The organism is Methanocaldococcus sp. FS406-22 (genome assembly GCF_000025525.1).
GTDB lineage: Archaea > AGJL01 > Methanococci > Methanococcales > Methanocaldococcaceae > Methanocaldococcus.
This window is the reverse complement of record NC_013887.1, coordinates 1068985-1083886: the sequence shown is the minus strand read 5'-3', so window position 1 is coordinate 1083886 and position 14902 is coordinate 1068985. Positions and strand designations below refer to the sequence as shown.

The window sequence follows — 14902 nt, the reverse complement described above, 5'->3', positions numbered from 1 at the left end:
TATATATACTCGTTCATAAATTGAGAAAAACATGTATTTTTGGAGGTGCGTTGAATGAATGCTGAGATAAACCCTCTCCATGCTTATTTTAAACTACCAAACACAGTTTCTTTAGTAGCAGGTAGTAGCGAAGGAGAAACACCACTAAACGCATTTGATGGAGCTCTGCTAAATGCAGGGATAGGGAATGTCAATTTAATTAGAATAAGCAGTATAATGCCTCCAGGAGCTGAAATTGTCCCTCTACCTAAGTTACCAATGGGTGCTTTAGTCCCAACAGCTTATGGTTATATCATTAGTGATGTTCCAGGAGAAACAATAGCAGCTGCAATAAGTGTTGCTATTCCAAAAGATAAAAGCTTATGTGGCTTAATAATGGAGTTTGAAGGGAAGTGTTCAAAAAAAGAGGCTGAAAAAACTGTTAGAGAGATGGCAAAAATAGGATTTGAGATGAGAGGCTGGGAGTTGGATAGGATAGAGTCAGTGGCAATAGAACATGAAGTAGAAAAACTTGGATGTGCATTTGCTGCAGCTGCATTGTGGTATAAATAAAAATAATAAAATAATAAAAATAAAATCCAAAAATTTAAAACGACATTAACAGTTAAATATGATTAAGATTAATAATTATTTGGTAGTAAATAATTTAAAGATAATTGAGATTTTGAAAATTTTTCAATAATTTATTTTTATTTACCACATTTGGAGGTGAGAATATGTTAAAATACTTAGGGAAACACTTAATATTGGAATTATGGGGTTGCGACCCAAAGGCATTGGATGACATAGAAGGAATAGAAAAGATGTTAGTAGATAGTGTAAAAGCATGTGGAGCTACTTTAATTTGTGTAAGAACTCACAAATTCTCTCCTCAAGGGGCTACAGGAGTTGCTGTTTTGGCAGAGAGCCATATATCAATCCACACATGGCCTGAGCTTGGATACGCTGCTATGGACATTTTTACATGTGGAACTCATGTAGAACCAGCAAAAGCAATTCCAATTATTAAAGAATTTTTAAAGCCAAAACACGTTGAAATCTTAGATTTAAAGAGGGGCATAAGGCTAAATGAAGGTGATGAGGAGTGAATCAAAATAACAATTTTAAATGCCATATATGGTTTACAGAATTTCACAACAACAATGTAGCTCTTTCGGTTAGAGTTAAGGATATTTTATATAGGGAAAAATCGGAATTTCAAGAGATAGAGATTATTGACACCTATGATTTTGGAAAGGCATTAATTTTAGATAACACTTTTCAGACAACAGAGAGAGATGAATTTATTTATCATGAATTAATATCTCATATACCTCTTTTTACCCACCCAAATCCAAAGAACGTCTTAGTTATTGGAGGAGGAGATGGAGGGACTGTTAGGGAAGTGGTTAAGCACAAATCAGTTGAAACAGTGGATTTTGTTGAGTTGGATAAAAAGGTTATTGAAGCATGTAAAAAGTATATGCCAAAATTGAGCTGTGAGATAGACAATGAAAAGGTTAATTTGATAATAACAGATGGAATTAGATATGTTGCTGAAACAGATAAAAAGTATGATGTGATTATTGTTGATTGCCCAGACCCTGTTGGGCCTGCTAAGGGACTTTTTGAGAAAGAATTTTATAAAAATGTGTTTAAATGTTTAAATGATGATGGAATTATGGTTCAACAATCAGAAAGTCCATTGTACAACTTAGATTTAATACAAAATATCTGCAGATATTTAAAAGATGCTGGGTTTAAGATAATTATGCCATACACATACCCAATGCCAACATATCCAAGTGGATTTTGGAGCTTTACATTAGCATCTAAAAAATACAATCCATTAGAGGTTGATGAAGAAAGAATAAAAGAAGCTTTAAAAGATATAGAAACTAAATACTATGATGAAGAAGTTCATAAGGGAATATTTTTGGCATCACCTAAATTTTTAAAAGATGCTGTTAAAAAAGCTTTAGAATAATTTTTACTATTTTATATGGAATTCGTCTAATTTTATCACATTTTTTACCATAATAGAACAGAAATCTATATATATTAATTAGCACATAACAACAACTCGCTTTAATACAATATACTCCTATAGTTTAATACAATATACTCCTATAGTTTAATATTGTAAATCTCCAAAACCTCCAAAGGTGGAGGAACTATGGAGGAGAAATATATGAGTCAGGCACATGAACTATTAACAAACACAGGGGTTGGAAATATGGCAAATAGAACAGCTGAGAGAATGATTCCTCTATTGAACGCTTTAGTAACTGGCTACAGCATTGCATTAGCAAAAACCTTGGGTAGTGGAGCTGGAGCAATGACTCAAATCTTATTATCAGAAGTTGGAGAAGTTTTGAGTGCAATGATTGATGAAATCTTAGGTAGTAAGCAGGTAAGTTACGAATTAGAAAATGTTGAAGAATTGTTAAAAAATGCATTCTTAGAGTTAGGAATAGCAGAAGATGTCAAAATTGAAAAAGATGTAAAAGACAATATGAGAATTTATAAATTACATATAAAAGGTTCGTTATTTGCTCCTGTCCATAAAATTTTAATTGATAGAGGGTTGAAAGAGTTCCCATTAAGTCCAGAGGGTTTGTTATCTGCTTCTATAGTTAGAAGAGTATTAAGAGAAAGAACAGGAGGCGATACAAAAGCAAGGGTTAATGTAAATACAAAACTTCCAGTTGATGGAGAGACATTGATTATTGAAATAAAAGAAGTTAGTAGATTATAATCTTCCAATTTTTAGTTTTTAAATAAAACATAATAAAATAATATATAGGAGGCACAGTATGATTCCTAAAGAAATTCTTGAAGAAATAAAAGATTTGGATTATGTTCATGGGGTTTTACTAATAGGAAACGATGGATTAGTTGAATACTCCAGTTTGCCAGAAGATGATTTAAATACGGAAAGTTTAGGAGCAAGATTGTCTATCATTTTAAACAGTATTTCTGAAGTAATAAAAGACATATATAACGAAAACACAGAATGCATTTTTATCAAAGCAGAAAATCATGGTATCCAGTTGTTTTCTAAAGATGGAAGTATTTTAGCAATATTATTTAAAGGAGACGATGAAAATATCTATAAAATTCTTCCTCTAATAAAAGAAATACTTAAATAGAACTCTCGCAGGAGAAGCATTTTATTGCACATTGATATCCTTTAGATGTCTGATTAAATAAACCAAAAATGAAAAGAAGTTAAATGGGATAGTATGATTGATAGGGTTTTGTTGGAGTTGAATAAGACTGAGGGTATTAAGGGTTCTATGGTTGTTGGTAAGGATGGTTTGGTTATTGCCTCTCAGTTGCCTGGGAATGTTGATGCTGAGTTAGTTGGGGCTATGGCTTCAGCAGCATTTGGGGCTGCTGAAAGAACAGCAGCAGAGATTGGCATGGGGGCTTTAGAACAAACAATGATTGAAGGAGAACATGGTAAAACCCTAATGGTCGATGCAGGAGAAGGAATCTTAGTAGTCTTAACAGATGCAAAGGTTAACTTAGGATTAATCAGAATAACAATGAAAAGAGCCGCAGAAAAAATAAAAGCAATGTTTTAAATGAAATTTGCCTTCCAAAACTGTTTAATTATTCGTAGACAAATATGGACATTTATGGGCAAATATTTCAAAAGAAACTTTTAAATAATTTGGTTATAAATAGTTTATCAAAAACAAATAACGATTATCATGCCGAATAAAACCAAATCGAAAGATAACCAAGAATTGTCTTATCAAATTGTTTTATCCTATAAGGTTAGTCATAACCATCCAATTAAAACTTTTTTAATCGAATGTAGGGACAAACTAAACACAGCCATTAGTATAATTTGGAACAATATCGAATATTCTAAAGAGAATAAACCAAAACTACCAAAATCTAAAGAGTTTAAAAGAGAGTTAAGGAATAAACTATTAGAAGATTGGAATTATGCCTCCCATTATATCGATGGGATTATAAAAACTGCTTATTCTATTTTAGAGAGTTGGGCTTCGAATTATAAAAGAGGATATAGGACTAAAACAAAACCGATTGTTAAAAGATTGTTCGTTAGAGTTAAGACAACTCTAATAAAATACGATAAAGGTAATGGAATTATACGAATTACAATAAAACCGAGAGAGGAGTATTTAACCTTAAACATTAAAAACGAATGGTTTTTTGATAAGGTTAGAAACTTAACAGTCGGAGAGGTTATTTTAAAGGAAAATGAAGCATTTTTAACCTTCAAAGATAACTTAAATTATTCAGATAGAGAAATAATCGTTGGAGTTGATAGCAACTTAAAGTCGTTAGATTTATTCCATCCGATAGAGGGATGGATTAGGATAGATTTATCTGAATTACACCGAATTAAGGAAGTTTATGATAGAAAAATCGATTTTCTTAAAAAACTACTTAAAAAATGTCCTTTAAGAGCATTAAGAAAGATTAAAAGATTATTCGAAAGGAGGAGAAATAGGGTTAACGATTATTTACACAAACTTACAATCCAACTATCCCGATTATTTCCTAATGCTATCTTTGTCTTTGAGGATTTAAATAAACGAAAGATGTATAAAAATAAGCACCACAATAGAAGGATAGACAGGGCCAATTGGATGGGTATAATTGAAAAACTCAGCTATAAATCGATTATTATCTTAGTTAATCCTGCCTACACATCAACAACCTGTCCTGTATGCGGGAGTAAAATGAAGTCCCAAGAAGGACAGGTTGTCTATTGCTATAATTGTATGAATTCTTTTAATAGGCAGTTAGTTGGTTGTTTTAATATTTTTAAAAGAGGATTTAAAAGATTTAAAGAGTTTATGGGTGGAGTTGGGGTTCCCACGACAGGGGCAGAGGTTTCACTTGGGAAACTGATGACGCCCAATCCCAACGTGGAAGCGAAGCTTCCAATAAGGAAAATCGAAGATTTTCCTCTGATGGTTTATGGAGTAGATTTAAATAGAAAATATCTTAAACGTCTATAATTGTCCATAAATGACCACGTTGGGAAAACCCCAATATCTATTTTTATTTTTATAGAATTTTATGCATTAATAAAATTTTATGTGAAAGTTTTATTTTAGTGATAGGTATATTTTTATATGTACCCAGTTTCTATTCTTCTTTAGCACATTTTCTTTCTGAGGTGGTTAAATGGAAGGATATTTTATTGATTTATCTAAATTTATGATGGCAAATAGTTCTTATGAAGAAGCTAAGGGAGTTATATTCTCAATCCCTTATGACGAAACAACTTCTTTTAAACCAGGAGCAAGAGAGGGAGGAAATGCTATAAGAACAGCATCGTGGGGATTAGAAGCATACAGCCCAATCTTAGATAGGGATTTGTCAGATTTAAAATACTGTGATTTAAAAGATTTGGATTTGTATGGAAATCAAAAAGAGATATTCAATACAATACATTCAGTTTCAAGAGAGATATTAAAAGATAACAAGAAAATAATTGTCTTTGGAGGAGAGCATTCTATAACTTATCCAATAATTAAGGCTGTAAAAGATATCTATAATGAGTTTATTGTTATTCAATTCGATGCCCATTGTGATTTGAGAGATGAATATTTGGGAAATAAATTATCTCACGCATGCGTTATGAGGAGAGTTTATGAACTAACTAAAGATATATTCCAATTTGGAATTAGGAGTGGAGATAAAGAAGAGTGGAATTTTGCAAAGAAAAACGATCTCTATTTAAAGATGGATTTGATGAATAAGGAGGATTTGGAGTATATAAAGAGTCTAAATAAGCCGATATATATAACCATAGATATTGATGTATTAGACCCCGCCTATGCCCCTGGGACTGGGACTCCTGAACCATGCGGTTTTTCAACAAAGGAGTTATTTAAGTCCTTATATTTATTAGAAGAGGTTAAAGATAGGATTATTGGCTTTGATATTGTTGAAGTTTCACCAATTTATGATATTGCCAATATTACAGCAATAACAGCGGCAAAAATAGCGAGAGAGCTTATGTTAATGATTTTATAAAATTTTTGAGCATAAGTGTTAAAAATATACTTCCCACCTACACACCTAATTCATGTTATTTTTCATTATTTTTAGTGAAAAGCTATGATGTGATTTAAATTTTTTGTGATTTGAAATTAAATCGAAAAGTATATATACTAATGAGAGGAATAATATAAGTTCGTAAAACATACACAACCATTCACAGGTGAGATTATGGATGTCAATGAAATAAGAGAAAATGCAAAAAAATTAATGGAATTGATGATGTTAGATAAACCATTTGTTGCTGTAAAATTAGCAAAATCAAAGGATGAGATTCCAGAAGGCTATGAAACATTAGAAGAGGAGAAAAGACATTGTGAAATGATTCAAATGGCAAGATTAGAAAGAAAAAAAATATATGCAACAGTTGATAAGCATCTTTGTAAGGGAGGGGCTTATGCGATTGGAGTCTTTAGGAACCCACCAGAACCATTAGCAACAGGAAAGTTGTATGTCAAATTAGGAAACTTTAAAGATGAAGAGGCAGCTAAAAAAACTGTCGATGCAATACCAAAAGTTGAGGAAGAGGTTTATGCAACTGTCTATGCTCCATTAGATGAAACTGACTTCATCCCAGATTCAATTGTATTTATTGGGGAGCCACTGTATGCGTTAAGATTGGTTCAGGCAATACTTTACCACAAAGGTGGAAGATTCCAGGCAGATTTCTCAGGAATTCAGTCATTATGTGCTGACGCAGTTGCTGCAGTATATACAAGAAAAGCACCTAATATGACATTAGGTTGTAACGGTTCAAGAAAATATGCAGGTATAAAGCCAGAAGAAGTAGTTATTGCCTTCCCACCAGAGAAATTAAAAGACATTGTCGAAGCAATTGAATATTTCAGACAAGTATGGACATGTGGTAGCCACTAATTTCTAATTTCAGTAAATTTAAGACAGTAACCACATTAAATTTTTTGGGGAAAACTATTTATAAAATTTTGAATAAACTATTTTTTATACAATTCAAAAGTTTTAGGGGTTAAAATATGTCAAAGGTAAAGATAGAGCTTTTTACTTCACCAATGTGTCCTCACTGTCCTGCAGCTAAAAGGGTTGTTGAAGAAGTAGCTAACGAAATGCCTGACGCTGTTGAGGTAGAATATATAAATGTTATGGAAAATCCTCAAAAAGCTGTAGAATATGGAATAATGGCAGTTCCAACAATTGTAATAAATGGGGATGTTGAGTTTATAGGTGCTCCTACAAAAGAGGCGTTAGTTGAGGCTATTAAAAAAAGATTGTAATTAATTTAAACCTTTAAATAAAAAATAGTGAAGATTATGAAGCTGAGAGTAGTTTGTAAGGAGGAATCTCTTACAGACGATGAACTCTGCATAAAATGTGAGCTTTGTATGGGGAAGGATTTGATAACAATGATAAAGATGATGAATGAGGAATATAATATAGATGAAATCATCATTCCAAACTGTGAGACGTTAAAAAGAATTTTAGATGTGGATTAAACTCTTTTTTCTTTTTATTTTTGGCATCAAAATCTTTTATTTAATATACAAACTGCGAAAGTTCTATTTTAGAACCTTATATATTTGAATATTGTCTCCAATTTTGTCATCTGATAACCAATAACTGCCCCTATTGATGCTGGGACTGCAAAATCAAATCCAAAAATCTCTGTGCATAACACCGCTCCTCCTAATGGAGCGTTTGTTGATGCTGATAAAGATGTAGCTATTCCTAAAACTATAAATGGGATTGGGTTAGCTCCAACTAAGGAACTAAATATCATTCCAGAGACAGCCCCTACACACATAGATGGGAAAACTAATCCCCCAGGAACTCCAGAACCAACGGTGAATGAAGTAGCCAATATCTTGCCAATTAATATCAGTATCAATAACTCTAAGGGAAATTTTATGAAAAATAAATCTTTTGTAAGCTCTAAACCTAATCCTAAAACTTCTGGAATAAAATAGCCAATTATAGCTACTAAAATCCCGCCAATCAATGTTTTAATACAGTATGGGAACTTAAGATTATCAAAACTTGTAGCTATCTTTCTATAAGTTTTTATATAGCAATAAGATATGGCTGAGCAGAAAAATGCGGCCATTAAAAATAAAATAAAGTCAGATGAGCTGACAGTGTATGATATAGAGATATTAAAGAGGTGTTTCTTTCCAGTAATTAGGTAGAAGATTATATAACCCACAACACTTGCTATAATTGGAGGAAGTAAATTGATGTAATTAAAATTCTCATGCTCAATAATCTCACATGCCAATATAGCAGTACCTAAAGGGGCTGAAAACGCTCCTCCCAATCCTCCAGCGATTCCAGTTATAATAACCAGTTCTCTATTTTTTAATTTTAATAATCTATAAAGTTCATCTGCAAAAGATGCACTTGACTGCACGCAAGGTCCTTCTTTTCCAGCACTACCTCCAACAGCTATAACTGCCCCAGCTAACAAAACTTTTAAAAGCCCTTTTATCCATGTTAATCTCTCATTAGTATTTAAAGCTTTTAAAACCCTATCAATCCCAGAACCTTTCAGCTCATAAATATAATCAACAAACAATCCAGCAATAAAAAAGACAATTGGAATTAATAAAATATTATGTTTTTCTGGAAAGTATTCAATGATAATAGCCATAATAACTGAACTTAAACCCCCCACAATCCCTATTAGTGATGCAATACCAATCCATTTTATCATTTTTATAAGTTTATTGAGAGTATTAACGATATCCATAAATATCCTCAGCCATAATTTTTAATAAACTATAAAATTTCTCATTTTTAAAATTTCTGGTGGGAGAATGATTTCCGAAAATGCAAGGATAGCTAAAGGGGCGGTAATTGTAGGAGATGTAAGTATTGGAGATTATTCATCAGTCTGGTATAATGCTGTTATTAGGGGAGATGTAGATAAGATAATAATTGGTAAGTACTCAAATATACAAGATTGCTGTGTAGTTCATTGCTCTAAGGGCTATCCGACTATTATTGGAGATTATGTGAGCATAGGGCATGGGGCAGTTATACACGGATGTAAGATTGAGGATAACGTGTTAGTTGGAATGAATGCCACAATATTAAATGGGGCAAAGATTGGAGAGAACTGTATAATTGGGGCTAACGCATTAGTTACACAAAATAAGGAGATTCCACCAAACAGCTTAGTTTTGGGAGTTCCAGGTAGAGTTGTTAGAGAATTAACAGAGGAGGAGATTAAAAGTATAAGAGAGAATGCATTGAGATATGTTAAGTTGTCTGAAACATTAGAAAGTTATAAAAAGATATAAAGGGGATTTAATCTAATAGTTAATAAATTTTGAGGTGGAGATAAATGGTTAATCTTGGGTTTGTTATTGCTGAATTCAACAGAGATATAACCTATATGATGGAAAAGGTTGCTGAGGAGCATGCGGAGTTCTTAGGAGCAAAGGTTAAATACAAAATCATTGTTCCAGGAGTTTTTGATATGCCATTAGCTGTGAAAAAATTGTTAGAGAAGGATGATGTTGATGCCGTTGTAACAATTGGATGTGTTATTGAAGGAGAGACTGAGCACGATGAGATAGTTGTCCATAATGCAGCAAGGAAGATAGCTGATTTAGCTCTGCAGTATGACAAACCAGTAACTTTAGGTATTTCAGGGCCTGGAATGACAAGGTTGCAGGCTCAAGAGAGAGTTGATTATGGTAAGAGGGCTGTTGAAGCTGCAGTTAAAATGGTTAAGAGATTAAAAGCTTTAGAGGAGAAATAAGGGATGTCTATGATTTTGGAAGAGGTTTATGAAGTTATAAAGCAGAGGATAAAAGAAAAGCCAGAGAATTCTTATGTAGCAAAGCTAACAACTGATGATGACAAAAAAACTGCAATAAACAAAATCTGTGAGAAGATTGGAGAAGAAGCTACTGAACTAATATTGGCAGCTAAGGATGACAAAAAAGATGAGATTATCTATGAGGCTGCTGATTTGATATTCCATACAATGGTTTTATTGGCTTATAAAAACATAGAATTTGAGGAATTATTAAAAGAATTTGAAAGAAGAAAGAAATAATACAATCTTTTTTTATTTTAATTTTAATAAGAAGAGGATTTTGCAAAAACATACTTTTGAACTCTATGATAGCAGTGGGAGGATGCCAATGAACATTGGAAAAGTTGATAATCTAAAGATTTATACTTTAGCTGAGGATTATGCTGGATACAACAGCCCATTTTGGAGTCAGCATGGTCTTTCTCTTTTAATTGAAGCAGAGTTTAATGGCATTAAAAGGAGGATACTGTTTGACACAGCATCTTATGCAGAACCAATCCTCTTTAACATGAAACTCCTAAACATTAATCCAAAGAGTATAGATATGATAATCTTATCTCACAACCACTTTGACCACACTGGTGGGCTTTTTGGAATTATAAAAGAAATAAACAAAGAAATTCCAATATTTGCCCACCCAAACATATTTAAGGTTAGCTTTGCTGTAGAACCAGAGTTTATGCTTGCTGGAACTCTTAACAAAACATTAAAAGAGGAGATTGAGAAATTGGGGGGAAGGTGGATTTTAAGTAAAGACCCTATGAGATTGATGCCAGGCATCTTTACACTTGGAGAGATTAAAGATGAAGAAAAAGTAGATTTTGAGAAAAAACCAACAATTGGTCTCTATAAGCTTGAAAATGGGAGAGTAGTTTTGGATAATGTAGAGGACGAGATTGGGTTGGGAATAGTTACTGAAAAGGGTTTAGTTGTTATCAGTGGCTGTGCTCATCCAGGAATAGTTAGTATGGTGCAAAAAGCTATTAACATAAGTGGGGTTAATAAAGTCTATGCCGTTATAGGTGGTTTTCACTTAATAGAGGCTGATGATAAGAGGATTGTAAGCACAATAAAAGCTCTAAAAACGTTGGGTGTTAAAAAATCTATACTGGACATTGCACAGGATTTAAGGCTGAGAATATGTTTATGAAGGAGTTTGGAAAAGATTTTGATAGAATACACTCCGGAAAGGTTATAAGCTTTTAAAATTAAGAATTAAACTAATTAAACCTTTGTAACAAATTCCCAGAATGATTTTACAGCACTTGGATTCTTTGGTCTTCTACTTTTAACTAAATATAAATATCTAACAACATCCAAATCTACAACTGGGACAATCCTAACTAAACCAGCATCCTCTGCCTTTTTAGCAGGGATTTCTGAAACAACACTAACTCCATAACCTTCAGAAACTGCAGTTATAACTGCTGAGTGGCTACCTAATCTCATTACAACATTTAAATCCATTATTGAATATCCTTTATCATTCAAAGCTTTTATAAATGCCTCTCTTGTCCCAGACCCTTCCTCCCTATCAATGTAATCCTCTTTAAGTATATCTTCAAGCTTAGCACTACCTTTCTCTGCAAGTGGATGATTTGGTGGGACAATCAAAACCAACCTATCCTTACCTATAATTGTGTATTCATAGTTCTTATTTTTTAGATAACCAACAGCCGCTATATCTGCTAATCCTTCATCTAAAGCTTTAAAACATCTCTCAGAATCAGTTATTGTAATCTCAAAATCAACATTTTTGTATGAGCTTTTATACTCCTTAATTATTGATGGCAGTATATGCTCTCCGGGGGTTGTAGAGGCATAAATCCTAATAACCCCCTCTGGATTTTCATGTATGGCTCTCATCAACAATTTTGCCTCATTCAACAAATCCAAAATTTTTTCAGCCCTCTCATAAAATATCTTTCCTTCAGGAGTTAAATCAACACCTTCTGGAGTTCTTAAAAAGAGTTGAGCATCAAAATATTTCTCAAGTGCCGATATATGATTACTAACAGTTCCTTGGGTTATTCCCAATCTCTTTGCCGCTTTAGAAAAACTTTTTGTTTTACTTGCAACTATAAATGTTTGGAAATAACTTATTTTTGGATCCATATTATCACCTATATTACCTAATCCCTATTAGAATAACTAATAGTTCCTATATATAAAGTTAATGTGAGTAATGAGGTTAAGTTTATATACCAATTATTAAAAATGTTAAGAAATATTAATGGTAAAAAATTCAAAATGGTGGTTTATATGGAAAATAACAGAGTAACAATCAGTGTTATAAAGGCAGATGTTGGAGGTTTATGTGGGCATACACTAGCTCCAGATGAGTTGTTAGAAACATGTGAGGCAGTTTTAGAGGAGGCAGTTGATGAGATAATATTGGATTATTATGTTACAAGATGTGGGGATGACATTGATTTAATCATGAGCCATAAATTAGGCTGTGATAATGAGAAAGTCCATGGATTGGCATGGAGAGCTTTTGAAGAAGCTACAAAAGTAGCTAAAGAACTAAAATTGTATGGAGCTGGGCAGGATTTATTGGCTGACAGCTTTTCAGGAAATGTTAGAGGGATGGGGCCAGGATGTGCAGAGATGGAATTTGTTGAAAGAAAGAGTGAGCCAATAGTTGTTTTCTGCTGCGATAAAACAGATCCAACAGCATTTAACTACCCATTATTCAAGATGTTTGCAGACCCATTCAACACAGCTGGTTTAGTTTTCGACCCTTCAATGATTTCTGGATTTAAATTTGAAGTTCATGATGTTGTTGGACATAAAAAGGTCTTTTTAGATACTCCAGAAGAGATGTATATGCTCTTAGCTTTAATTGGTGATTATGAGAAGTATGCAATTAAGAGAGTTTATAGAAGAAGAGATAACGAGATAGCTGCTGTTGTCAGCACTGAGAAATTAAACTACATAGCTGGGGAGTATGTTGGTAAAGATGACCCAGTAGCCATTGTTAGAGCTCAAAGTGGATTCCCAGCTGTTGGAGAGGTTTTAGAGCCATTTGCTAACCCACACTTTGTTCCAGGGTGGATGAGAGGTAGCCACTGGGGGCCATTAATGCCAGTTGGAGAGGAAGATGCAACACCTACAAGATTTGATGGGCCAGCAAGAATTATTGCCCTCGGATTCCAAGTTTGTGACGGAATGTTAATCGGCCCTAACGATTTATTTGCAGATAAAGGGTTTGATAAGGCAAGAGAAAAAGCATTGGAGATGGCAGACATAATAAGAAGAATGGGTCCATTCCAACCACACAGATTGCCAGCAACAATGATGGAATACACAACAGTTCCAAAGGTTTTAGAAGCATTGGAGGATAGATTCATTCCTTTAGAAGGTTTAGAATTAATTGAAGAAGGAGGAATTACAAGAAAAGATAGAGGAGACGTAGAATAAAATACCTTAACTTTTTTAATTTTTAAAAATAGTTTTAGCAAACTCTTTTGCTTTTTTAATGTCATCTTTATTTGGATGATTTTTATTTAAACCACCAATTAGCTTAAAGATGCTATAAGTGTGGTAACCTTTACAGCAGAATTCACCAACAATCTCAAATCCTTTATCTTTAAGTTTATCTCTAAGTTCTTTATGAAAAATATTTTTTAAAAATGGAAAACCAGCTGTAGAGAAAATAAAGGCTTTTTTATTTGTTTTGCTGATTTTGTCTAAAAATTTAAATAAGGATTTATGATGTTTTCCAAAGTATATTCCAGAACCAAAACCTATGAGGTCATATTTTTCAATTATCTCTGGGTTTACTTTATCAATATCGTAGATATCAGCATTTAACTCTTCAGCTATAGCTTTAGCTATCTTTTCAGTATTTTTATGATGTATAGATTTGTATAAGATGAGAGCTTTCATAGTAACTCCTCCTTATATGATTAATCTATAAGTTTAATTTTTTAAACTACTTTAATTATTAGAAACTTTGATAACTTTCTTTTTACACTTTACTATTGTTGTTAAAGGTTGTTGCGAAAAATAACACTACTTAGTAATGTTTAAATATTAAAAATTTAAGATGAAATTATCAAATGATTGGTGAATATAATTTTATAAAAGTAAAGTAAAAAATGTTGGCAATGAAAGAGTTGGCCCATACACTCTTTGGGATTGGGAGAATATAGGCAATCCATAAATTTATGGGTGTATAATTTCTTTTCTTTATATTTTTGAGGTGATGTAATGGATAAAAAGCTGTTAGGGATTAGAAATATTGGAGTTTTTTCTATAGTTGGAATGATTTTTGGAGGTTTGTTTGGATATTTTTGTATGATTTATTATATATTATTCATAAACCCTTATTTAAGAATTCCTCATAAATTCTACCCAATAGAATCATGTCTATTATTCAATTTTATAATTTTAATGATATTTTTATTTGGATACTTTGGAGCACATTTGGATAGTAATCCAGATACTATTAAAGACCTTAAAATCTCCACCATCTCCATAATAGTTGGAACAATAATATATTCTGCAATGTTGCTAATTATTGTGTTAGTGAGTGGCGATGTAATCTTAACATACAATCCCAATACAATCAATGGCATAACATGGATAGGCGGAATGATTATAATCCTCTGCACTTATCTCTTTATCAAAAAAAGATTCTATTCAACACAAAATCAATAATCTTTAATTTTTTTATTTTAGGGGTGTAAGGTATGAAAACTAAAATAGAAAACATTGTTGCTTCATTGTCTTATCTTTCATTCTTTGTATTTCCAGTATTTGCTCCATTAATTTTTATAATTATTCTTAGTAGGGATAAATTTATCTTATTCCACTCAATTCAAGCATTTTTTATCCAACTAATATTCTACATTATCGCAATAGAACTTCTAACAAATAAGGAATATATCCTAAGATATCTTATAGAAAATGGAAACTTTGATTTATTTGTTTATATTACAAGTTTTGGATTTATAATATTCTTAGCATCCCTAATATTTGGAGCTTACAAAGCATCCATTGGAGAAAAGTTTAAATTCCCAATAATAGGAAAAATAGCCGAAAAAATATCAAGTTTGTGATAATGTG

The 14902-nt window shown here is 32.4% G+C and carries 20 protein-coding genes and 1 pseudogene; 18 read left to right on the top strand and 3 right to left on the bottom strand.

Annotation, left to right across the window (positions count from 1 at the left end):
• Positions 1 to 54 precede the first annotated feature (54 nt).
• The 11 genes from MFS40622_RS05430 (at position 55) to MFS40622_RS05380 (ending at position 7502) form a co-directional block, all read left to right on the top strand.
• Positions 55 to 552, top strand: coding sequence for a pyruvoyl-dependent arginine decarboxylase (locus MFS40622_RS05430; protein WP_012980677.1), 498 nt, complete (start codon positions 55 to 57; stop codon positions 550 to 552).
• A gap of 164 nt (positions 553 to 716) precedes the next feature.
• Entirely contained in the window at positions 717 to 1088 is a 372-nt protein-coding gene (gene speD, locus MFS40622_RS05425) for an adenosylmethionine decarboxylase (RefSeq protein WP_012980676.1), read from the top strand.
• Positions 1085 to 1966 (top strand): spermidine synthase, encoded by an 882-nt coding sequence (gene speE, locus MFS40622_RS05420; RefSeq protein ID WP_012980675.1) that lies wholly within the window; start codon positions 1085 to 1087, stop codon positions 1964 to 1966. The genes speD and speE overlap by 4 nt, the downstream gene beginning before the upstream one ends.
• 189 nt (positions 1967 to 2155) lie before the next feature.
• Positions 2156 to 2737, top strand: a complete 582-nt coding sequence (locus tag MFS40622_RS05415; protein WP_012980674.1) for a hypothetical protein — start codon at positions 2156 to 2158, stop codon at positions 2735 to 2737.
• Between the two features lie 58 nt (positions 2738 to 2795).
• Positions 2796 to 3131: a roadblock/LC7 domain-containing protein gene (locus MFS40622_RS05410; protein WP_012980673.1), complete on the top strand. Its 336-nt coding sequence runs from the start codon at positions 2796 to 2798 to the stop codon at positions 3129 to 3131.
• Between the two features lie 93 nt (positions 3132 to 3224).
• Positions 3225 to 3569, top strand: coding sequence for a roadblock/LC7 domain-containing protein (locus MFS40622_RS05405; protein ID WP_012980672.1), 345 nt, complete (start codon positions 3225 to 3227; stop codon positions 3567 to 3569).
• 129 nt (positions 3570 to 3698) lie between these two features.
• Positions 3699 to 4985 carry an RNA-guided endonuclease TnpB family protein gene (locus MFS40622_RS05400; RefSeq protein WP_012980671.1) on the top strand — a complete coding sequence of 429 codons (1287 nt, stop codon included), beginning with the start codon at positions 3699 to 3701 and terminating at the stop codon, positions 4983 to 4985.
• A 169-nt stretch (positions 4986 to 5154) separates the two neighbouring features.
• Positions 5155 to 6009 carry an agmatinase gene (gene speB / locus MFS40622_RS05395; RefSeq protein WP_012980670.1) on the top strand — a complete coding sequence of 285 codons (855 nt, stop codon included), beginning with the start codon at positions 5155 to 5157 and terminating at the stop codon, positions 6007 to 6009.
• A gap of 195 nt (positions 6010 to 6204) precedes the next feature.
• Positions 6205 to 6909, top strand: coding sequence for a DUF169 domain-containing protein (locus MFS40622_RS05390; protein ID WP_012980669.1), 705 nt, complete (start codon positions 6205 to 6207; stop codon positions 6907 to 6909).
• A 116-nt stretch (positions 6910 to 7025) separates the two neighbouring features.
• On the top strand, positions 7026 to 7283 hold the full coding sequence (locus tag MFS40622_RS05385; RefSeq protein WP_012980668.1) for an MJ0307 family thioredoxin: 258 nt from the start codon (positions 7026 to 7028) through the stop codon (positions 7281 to 7283).
• Positions 7284 to 7319: 36 nt separating this feature from the next.
• On the top strand, positions 7320 to 7502 hold the full coding sequence (locus tag MFS40622_RS05380; protein WP_012980667.1) for a hypothetical protein: 183 nt from the start codon (positions 7320 to 7322) through the stop codon (positions 7500 to 7502).
• 68 nt (positions 7503 to 7570) lie between these two features.
• On the opposite strand, the gene MFS40622_RS05375 is transcribed toward MFS40622_RS05380, so the two are convergent.
• The gene (locus MFS40622_RS05375) at positions 7571 to 8752 is read right to left on the bottom strand and encodes a chloride channel protein (RefSeq protein WP_012980666.1); all 1182 of its coding nucleotides are present in this window, start codon (positions 8750 to 8752) and stop codon (positions 7571 to 7573) included.
• A gap of 67 nt (positions 8753 to 8819) precedes the next feature.
• Between MFS40622_RS05375 and MFS40622_RS05370 the strand changes: the two genes are divergently transcribed.
• The 4 genes and pseudogenes from MFS40622_RS05370 to MFS40622_RS05355 all read left to right on the top strand — a co-directional run bounded on the left by MFS40622_RS05370 (position 8820) and on the right by MFS40622_RS05355 (position 11035).
• Positions 8820 to 9305 (top strand): gamma carbonic anhydrase family protein, encoded by a 486-nt coding sequence (locus MFS40622_RS05370; protein ID WP_012980665.1) that lies wholly within the window; start codon positions 8820 to 8822, stop codon positions 9303 to 9305.
• A 44-nt stretch (positions 9306 to 9349) separates the two neighbouring features.
• Positions 9350 to 9769 carry a 6,7-dimethyl-8-ribityllumazine synthase gene (gene ribH / locus MFS40622_RS05365; protein WP_012980664.1) on the top strand — a complete coding sequence of 140 codons (420 nt, stop codon included), beginning with the start codon at positions 9350 to 9352 and terminating at the stop codon, positions 9767 to 9769.
• A 9-nt stretch (positions 9770 to 9778) separates the two neighbouring features.
• Complete coding sequence (locus MFS40622_RS05360; protein ID WP_048197484.1) at positions 9779 to 10069, top strand: phosphoribosyl-ATP diphosphatase; 291 nt, start codon at positions 9779 to 9781, stop codon at positions 10067 to 10069.
• 82 nt (positions 10070 to 10151) lie between these two features.
• Positions 10152 to 11035 (top strand): annotated as a pseudogene (locus tag MFS40622_RS05355) (MBL fold metallo-hydrolase).
• 18 nt (positions 11036 to 11053) lie between these two features.
• Here MFS40622_RS05355 and MFS40622_RS05350 read toward each other — a convergent pair.
• The gene (locus MFS40622_RS05350; protein WP_012980661.1) at positions 11054 to 11944 is read right to left on the bottom strand and encodes a selenium metabolism-associated LysR family transcriptional regulator; all 891 of its coding nucleotides are present in this window, start codon (positions 11942 to 11944) and stop codon (positions 11054 to 11056) included.
• A gap of 147 nt (positions 11945 to 12091) precedes the next feature.
• On the opposite strand from MFS40622_RS05350, the gene fbp reads away from it, so the two are divergent.
• Positions 12092 to 13252: a fructose-1,6-bisphosphate aldolase/phosphatase gene (gene fbp, locus MFS40622_RS05345; RefSeq protein ID WP_012980660.1), complete on the top strand. Its 1161-nt coding sequence runs from the start codon at positions 12092 to 12094 to the stop codon at positions 13250 to 13252.
• A 15-nt stretch (positions 13253 to 13267) separates the two neighbouring features.
• On the opposite strand, the gene MFS40622_RS05340 is transcribed toward fbp, so the two are convergent.
• Positions 13268 to 13720 (bottom strand): flavodoxin family protein, encoded by a 453-nt coding sequence (locus MFS40622_RS05340; protein ID WP_012980659.1) that lies wholly within the window; start codon positions 13718 to 13720, stop codon positions 13268 to 13270.
• 324 nt (positions 13721 to 14044) lie between these two features.
• Here MFS40622_RS05340 and MFS40622_RS05335 point away from each other — a divergent pair, with 324 nt between their 5' ends.
• Entirely contained in the window at positions 14045 to 14494 is a 450-nt protein-coding gene (locus tag MFS40622_RS05335; RefSeq protein ID WP_012980658.1) for a hypothetical protein, read from the top strand.
• 32 nt (positions 14495 to 14526) lie between these two features.
• A complete protein-coding gene (locus MFS40622_RS05330; protein ID WP_012980657.1) occupies positions 14527 to 14895 on the top strand; it encodes a hypothetical protein in 369 nt (122 codons plus the stop codon).
• Positions 14896 to 14902 lie beyond the last annotated feature (7 nt).

What these genes read in the sequence shown, in the direction of transcription:
- speB (WP_012980670.1), top strand. Translation starts at nt 5,155, where the DNA reads ATGGAAGGATATTTTATTGATTTATCTAAATTTATGATGGCAAATAGT.
- MFS40622_RS05335 (WP_012980658.1), top strand. Translation starts at nt 14,045, where the DNA reads ATGGATAAAAAGCTGTTAGGGATTAGAAATATTGGAGTTTTTTCTATA.
- MFS40622_RS05390 (WP_012980669.1), top strand. Translation starts at nt 6,205, where the DNA reads ATGGATGTCAATGAAATAAGAGAAAATGCAAAAAAATTAATGGAATTG.
- MFS40622_RS05410 (WP_012980673.1), top strand. Translation starts at nt 2,796, where the DNA reads ATGATTCCTAAAGAAATTCTTGAAGAAATAAAAGATTTGGATTATGTT.
- MFS40622_RS05415 (WP_012980674.1), top strand. Translation starts at nt 2,156, where the DNA reads ATGGAGGAGAAATATATGAGTCAGGCACATGAACTATTAACAAACACA.
- MFS40622_RS05340 (WP_012980659.1), bottom strand. Translation starts at nt 13,720, where the DNA reads ATGAAAGCTCTCATCTTATACAAATCTATACATCATAAAAATACTGAA.
- MFS40622_RS05380 (WP_012980667.1), top strand. Translation starts at nt 7,320, where the DNA reads ATGAAGCTGAGAGTAGTTTGTAAGGAGGAATCTCTTACAGACGATGAA.
- speD (WP_012980676.1), top strand. Translation starts at nt 717, where the DNA reads ATGTTAAAATACTTAGGGAAACACTTAATATTGGAATTATGGGGTTGC.
- MFS40622_RS05400 (WP_012980671.1), top strand. Translation starts at nt 3,699, where the DNA reads ATGCCGAATAAAACCAAATCGAAAGATAACCAAGAATTGTCTTATCAA.
- MFS40622_RS05350 (WP_012980661.1), bottom strand. Translation starts at nt 11,944, where the DNA reads ATGGATCCAAAAATAAGTTATTTCCAAACATTTATAGTTGCAAGTAAA.
- MFS40622_RS05375 (WP_012980666.1), bottom strand. Translation starts at nt 8,752, where the DNA reads ATGGATATCGTTAATACTCTCAATAAACTTATAAAAATGATAAAATGG.
- MFS40622_RS05405 (WP_012980672.1), top strand. Translation starts at nt 3,225, where the DNA reads ATGATTGATAGGGTTTTGTTGGAGTTGAATAAGACTGAGGGTATTAAG.
- MFS40622_RS05330 (WP_012980657.1), top strand. Translation starts at nt 14,527, where the DNA reads ATGAAAACTAAAATAGAAAACATTGTTGCTTCATTGTCTTATCTTTCA.
- MFS40622_RS05430 (WP_012980677.1), top strand. Translation starts at nt 55, where the DNA reads ATGAATGCTGAGATAAACCCTCTCCATGCTTATTTTAAACTACCAAAC.
- ribH (WP_012980664.1), top strand. Translation starts at nt 9,350, where the DNA reads ATGGTTAATCTTGGGTTTGTTATTGCTGAATTCAACAGAGATATAACC.
- MFS40622_RS05360 (WP_048197484.1), top strand. Translation starts at nt 9,779, where the DNA reads ATGATTTTGGAAGAGGTTTATGAAGTTATAAAGCAGAGGATAAAAGAA.
- fbp (WP_012980660.1), top strand. Translation starts at nt 12,092, where the DNA reads ATGGAAAATAACAGAGTAACAATCAGTGTTATAAAGGCAGATGTTGGA.
- MFS40622_RS05370 (WP_012980665.1), top strand. Translation starts at nt 8,820, where the DNA reads ATGATTTCCGAAAATGCAAGGATAGCTAAAGGGGCGGTAATTGTAGGA.
- MFS40622_RS05385 (WP_012980668.1), top strand. Translation starts at nt 7,026, where the DNA reads ATGTCAAAGGTAAAGATAGAGCTTTTTACTTCACCAATGTGTCCTCAC.